Source organism: Bradyrhizobium sp. P2_E8, from assembly GCF_056403875.1.
In genome coordinates, this window is sequence record NZ_JBFUES010000448.1 from 1 (window position 1) to 5920 (window position 5920).

General features: G+C 66.2%; 6 protein-coding genes and 1 pseudogene. All 7 read left to right on the plus strand.

Annotated features, from left to right (window positions below; translation table 11 throughout):
* Nucleotides 1–94 (plus strand): annotated as a pseudogene (locus AC1D00_RS23230) (ABC transporter permease); the annotation flags it as partial.
* Nucleotides 95–102: 8 nt separating this feature from the next.
* Nucleotides 103–969 (plus strand): ABC transporter permease, encoded by an 867-nt coding sequence (locus AC1D00_RS23235; protein WP_477012261.1) that lies wholly within the window; start codon nt 103–105, stop codon nt 967–969.
* A 29-nt stretch (nt 970–998) separates the two neighbouring features.
* The gene (locus AC1D00_RS23240; protein ID WP_027549042.1) at nt 999–2063 is read left to right on the plus strand and encodes an extracellular solute-binding protein; all 1065 of its coding nucleotides are present in this window, start codon (nt 999–1001) and stop codon (nt 2061–2063) included.
* The gene (locus tag AC1D00_RS23245) at nt 2060–3142 is read left to right on the plus strand and encodes an ABC transporter ATP-binding protein (RefSeq protein ID WP_477012262.1); all 1083 of its coding nucleotides are present in this window, start codon (nt 2060–2062) and stop codon (nt 3140–3142) included. The genes AC1D00_RS23240 and AC1D00_RS23245 overlap by 4 nt, the downstream gene beginning before the upstream one ends.
* A 2-nt stretch (nt 3143–3144) precedes the next feature.
* Nucleotides 3145–3831, plus strand: a complete 687-nt coding sequence (locus AC1D00_RS23250) for an AroM family protein (protein ID WP_027549044.1) — start codon at nt 3145–3147, stop codon at nt 3829–3831.
* Entirely contained in the window at nt 3828–4934 is a 1107-nt protein-coding gene (locus AC1D00_RS23255; RefSeq protein WP_477012263.1) for a DUF917 domain-containing protein, read from the plus strand. Before AC1D00_RS23250 ends, AC1D00_RS23255 begins: the two co-directional genes overlap by 4 nt.
* Before the next feature lie 6 nt (nt 4935–4940).
* Nucleotides 4941–5920, plus strand: a 980-nt coding sequence (locus AC1D00_RS23260) for a hydantoinase/oxoprolinase N-terminal domain-containing protein (protein ID WP_477012264.1), incomplete at its 3' end; no start/stop codon positions are given.

Below are 5920 nucleotides of genomic sequence, written 5' to 3' on the forward strand. Positions count from 1 at the left end.
GCTCGGCATCGTCCTGCTGATGCTCTCGCTCGGGCTCGTCGTCGCCTACAACCGCGCGCTCGGCCTCGTCTCCGGCCAGCGCGAATTGCAGTGAGGCCGACGATGCAAACCACCGCCTCGCACAGCCCATCGCTCGCGGCGGCCCGGCAGGCGGCTCCCGCGCGGACGGCGGGAAGCGTCAGGCATTACGGCCRCTATCTCTATCTCGCCGTCAACATCGCCATCCTGATCTTCCTGCTGGCACCGATCGCGATCGTTGTCGTGTTCGCCCTGAACCCGACGCCCTTCATCCAGTTTCCGCCGGTCGGCGTGTCCTTGCGCTGGTTCGAGAAGTTCTTCGCATCGCGCGACTTCATGCATGCGCTCGGCTTCAGCCTCGAAGTCGCGGTCCTGACCACCATAGCGGCAACGATCCTCGGCGCCTCCGCCGCGCTCGCGCTGGCGCGCGGCAATCTGCCGGGCGCGCGGCTGATCGTGGCGACGATGCTATCTCCCCTGATGCTGCCGGCGATCCTGACCGGACTTGCGCTGTTCCAGACCTATGTGCTGCTCGACGTGGGACGTCCAACCTGGGGCCTCGTTGCCGGCCACACGCTGGTGACGCTGCCTTACGTCGTGCGCACCACGCTGGCCGTGCTGCATAATTTCGACACGCGCCTGGAGGAAGCGGCACAGAACCTCGGCGCAAGTCCCTTGCGCACCTTCTTCGAGGTGACGCTGCCGCTGATCAAGCCGGGCGTGCTGGCAGGCGCAATCTTCGCCTTCATCGTCTCCTTCGACCAGTTTCCGGTGTCGCTGTTCCTGGTCTCGCCGGGCAACGAGACGCTGCCGGTCACGCTGTTCAACTATCTCAAGTTCGATCTGGACGGCACGATTGGGGCTGCTTCCGTGGTCTCGATCGTCCTCGCCTTTGTCGTCGTCATCGGGCTCGACCGCACGGTCGGCCTGCGCTCCTACGTCAAATTGTAACCGCTCATTACACCCGAAGGAATCGAGACATGATGAAAGCTCTGGGATCCTCACGGCTCAGCCGACGCCGCTTTCTGACCGCGAGCGCCTCGCTCGGCATCGGCACGATCGCCGCGCCCTACGTCGCGCGCGCCGACGATCCGACGCTGCGCATCACCGGCTGGGGCGGCAAGTGGGGCGAGATCATGAAGGCCGAGATCGGCCCCGCCTTCGAGAGCGAGTTCAAGTGCAAGCTCCAGATCGATTCCGCGTTCCCTTATCTGCCGAAGCTTCAGGCGAGCTCGCGCTCCGCGCCCATCTATGACGTGCTGCACACCAATTCCAACGAGCAGTGGGCCGCCGCCGAGATGGGCCTCGTCGAGCCGAAGATCGATCCCAAGCTCGTGCCGAATCTCGCCGACGTCTACCCCTACGCCGTCAGCGACAAGATCGTCGGCGTCTCGATCTTCACCAGCGCCATCGGGCTCGGCCTGCGCACCGACAAGGGCTACGGCAGCATCACCTCGTGGAAGGAGCTGTGGGACGCGAAATACAACGGCGTCCGCGGCGGCTAYGTCATTCCCGTCAACAGCCTCGGCCAGGCCTTCCTGATGATGTGCGGCACGTTGTTCGGCAAGGGACAGACCGACCTCGATGCGGCCTACACCGCACTGGAGAAGCTCAAGCCGATCAAGATCGTCGATTTCACCGGCGCGATGGAGAAGATGCTGCTGTCGGGCGAAGTCGGCCTCTGCGTCATCCACGATTCCGGCATCTACCGTTATGACGGGCAGAACCAGCCGACCGACTTCGTCTCGCCGAGCGAAGGCGTGCTGTCGCTCGAACAGGTCCTGACCATCACCCCCGGCAGCAAGATGAAGGAGCTCGCCAACGCCTATGTCAACTACATGCTGCGCCCCGAGGTGCAGAAGCGCCTCGCGGAAACCGTGTGGTACTCGCCGGCCAACAAGAAGGTGAAGCTCGACGCCAAGTACGACGCCAAGCTGCTCACCACGCCCGAGAAGGTCTCGAAGCTGATCCAGGTCGACTGGAAGTGGTACAACGAGCGCAAGGACGAGATCGACCAACGCGTCAACCGGATCTTCCGCGCATGAGCGCGTCGATCGAGATCGCCGGCGTCAGCAAGGTCTATGACGGCGGAGTCCGCGCGGTGGACGCGGTCGCCATGGACATCCGGCAGGGCGAGTTCTTCTCCCTGCTCGGCCCGTCCGGCTGCGGCAAGACCACGACGCTGCGCATGATCGCCGGCTTCGAGACGCCGAGCGCGGGCGCGATCCGCGTCGACGGCGCCGACATCACCCATGTGCCCGCGCACAAGCGCGACATGGGCATGGTGTTCCAGAATTACGCGCTGTTTCCCCATCGCACCGTCGCCGAGAACGTCGCCTTCGGCCTGCGCATGCGCGGGCTCGACAAGACGAGCATCGCAGCCAAGGTGAAGGCGGCGCTGGCCATGGTCGAGCTGTCCGGCCTCGAGGACCGACGCCCCGCCCAGCTCTCCGGCGGCCAGCAGCAGCGCGTGGCGCTCGCCCGCGCCATCGTGATCGCGCCGCGCGTCCTGCTCTGCGACGAGCCGCTCGGCGCGCTCGACAAGAAGCTGCGCCAGCAGATGCAATTCGAGCTCAAGCAGCTCCAGAAGAAACTCGGCCTGACCCTGGTGTTCGTCACCCACGACCAGGAAGAGGCGCTGGCGATGTCCGACCGTATCGCCGTGATGAACGGCGGCCGCGTCGAGCAGGTCGGCACGCCGACGGAGATCTACAACCAGCCCACGACGCGCTTTGTCGCCGACTTCATCGGCGACACCAACATCTTTTGCGGCGAGCGCACGATGACGAGCACGGCCGCCTCGGCGCTCGACGTCGGCAAGGGCCTGATCCTGGCGCTGCCGCCCACCGAGGCGCAAGGCACCGGCGTTCTCTCGGTGGCGCTGCGTCCCGAAAAGATTCGCCTCATCGCGCGCGCTGACGCCGCCACAGCTGGCAGCTCCGCCCACGGCATCGTCGAGAACACCAACTTCCTCGGCGGCGCGGTGCTCTACCGCATCACGCTCGAGGGCGGTCATCGTGTCCTCGTGCAACAGCCCAATGCAGGCACGAGCCGCCTGTTCGTTCCCGGCAACGGTGTCACGCTCGACTGGACGCCGGCCGATCTCGTCGTCTTGAAGGACTAGACATGAACATGCCATTGAAGCACCAGCGCATCGGGGTGGTCGTGATCGGCCAGAGTCCGCGCCCGACCGTCGCATCGGAAATCGCCGCCGTGCTGTCGCCGGGTATCGAGATCGAGCTGCGCGGCGCGCTCGACGGCATGAGCCGCGCCGAGATCGACGCGATCCCGCCGATGGACGGCTACGACACGCTGTTCACGCTGCTGCCGAACGGCGACGGCGTCACCATCAGCAAGAAGGAGGTCGAGCGCCGCGCGAGCCAGCAGATCACCCGCTTCAAGCACGAGGGCGTCGGCGTGACGCTGATGGCGTGCACCGGCAAATTTCCCAATCTCGCGGCCGACGGCCTCGTCATCCTGCCCTCGGCCATCCTGCACAATCTCGTCGAGGCCGTGCTGCCGAAGGGCCGGCTCGGCGTGTTCTCGCCGCTGCCTGAGCAGACCATGCTGATCGACAAGAAATGGCAGCGCGAAGGCGTCGAAGTCGTCGGCATCACGCTGCGTCCCGGCTCGAGCGACGCCGTCGTCGACGAAGCCGCACGCACGATGGCGGACCTCGAGCCCGATCTCGTGGTGATGGATTGCATCAGCTACACCAGCGCCAACAAGGCGCGTGTGCGCACGGCCTATCCCGGCCCCGTGATCCTCGGCATTGCCGCCGCGGCCCGTATCGTCGAGGAGCTGGTGTCGTGAGCAAGGTGGAATTGAAGACGATCAGCCTCGAGGAGATCGAGGCGCTTGCGGTCGGCGCCTGGATTCTCGGAACCGGCGGCGGTGGCAGCCCCTATCTAGGCCTGCTCAATCTGCGCCGGCTCTATGCCGAAGGCCACCGCGTGCAGTTGATGTCGCCACTCGACCTCGACGACGAGGACTGGGTCGCCGTGGTCTCCAACATGGGTGCGCCGCTGGTCGGACAGGAGCGCCTCGCCGACAGCCGCAACATCGCGCGCGCGGTACGCATGCAGGAAGAGATCAACGGCATCAAGTTCCGCGCCGTGATGTCGGTCGAGATCGGCGGCGGCAACGGCGTCCAGGCGCTGATGGCGGCCGCCCATCTCGGCATCCCCGTGGTCGACGCCGATTGCATGGGCCGCGCCTTCCCCGAAGCGCAGATGACCTCGGTCGCGATCGGAGAGCTGCGTCCCTATCCCTGCACCCTCTACGATCYGCGCGGCATCGAGGCCGTCGTCACCAAGGTGCCGAGCTGGAAGTGGATGGAGCGGGCCAGCCGCAAGATCTGCGTCGAGATGGGCTCGATCGCCTCGACCAGCAAGGCGCCGCGCACGGGGCGCGAGGTGAAGGACTGGGGCATCCACTTCACCACCACCAAGGCGATCGGCATCGGCCGCGCCGTGCAGGAGGCAAATCGTCGTCACGAGGATCCGATCGCCGCAGTGCTGGCAACCGAAGGCGGCAAGAAGCTGTTCACCGGCAAGATCATCGACGTGGCCCGGCGCACGACGGAAGGATTTTTGCGCGGTTCGGCCATGATCGAGGGCAGCGACGCCGACCGCGGCAACAAGCTGGTGCTCTCGTTCCAGAACGAGTGGATCGTGGCCTGGCGTGGCGAGAAGGCTATCGCGACGTCGCCCGATCTGATCTGCGTGCTCGACARCGTCAACGGCCACGGCGTCGGCACCGAGACCGTGCGCTACGGCCAGCGTGTCACCGTCGTGGCCCTGCCGGCGCCGGCCGTGCTGACGAGCCCCCGAGGCCTCGAATTCGTCGGCCCCCGCGCTTTCGGCTACGACCTCGACTACCGTTCTCTCTTCGCGCCCGCAGAGGCTGGAGCTTAAGATCCCATGAAGCGTATTGGCATCGATGTCGGCGGCACCAACACGGACGCCGTGCTGATCGTCGACGAGAAGGTCGTCCATTCCGTCAAGCGTCCGACCACCGCCGACGTGACTTCCGGCATCCTCGACGCGCTCAAGGCGCTCCGCGCCGAGCCGGCCGCCGCGATCAAGGTCGATGCGGTCGTGATCGGCACCACGCATTTCATCAACGCGGTGGTGCAGCGCCGTCACGTGCAGAAGATCGGCGCGATCCGCATCGGCATGCCCGCGAGCGCCTCGCTGCCGCCGTTCTGCGACTGGCCAACCGATCTCGCATCCCTTGTTAATGGCGAGATCTTCATGCTGGAGGGCGGCCACGATTACGACGGCCGCCCGTTCATGCCGCTCGACACCGCCGGGCTGAAGGACGCCGCGCGAAAAATCAGGGACAAGGGTCTGCGCTCGGTCGCGGTGTGCTCGAGCTTCTCCCCGCTCGATCCCTCCTGCGAGACCACGGCGCGGGAGATCCTCGCCGAGATCTGTCCCGACGTCGCGGTGACGCTGTCGCACGATCTCGGTCGCATCGGCCTGCTCGAGCGCGAGAATGCCGCGCTGCTCAATGCATCCCTGCACGATCTCGCGATCACCACGGTTGCGGCCTTCCGCAAGGCGATTGCCGACAGCGGCATCGATGCGCCGCTGTTCCTGACCCAGAACGACGGCACCGTGATGCAGGCCGAGATCGCCACCGCCTTCCCGGTGATGAGCTTTGCCTCCGGCGCCACCAATTCGATGCGCGGCGCCGCGCATCTGTCCGGCCTCGACGATGCCATGGTCGTCGACGTCGGCGGCACCACGAGCGACATCGGCCAGCTGCGTCATGGCGTCCCGCGCGAGGCCAATGCCGGGGTCGAGGTCGGCGGCGTGCGCACGCTGTTCCGGATGCCCGATCTGCACTCGATCGGGCTCGGCGGCGGCAGCCATGTCGACGAGGACCCGGTTCGCGT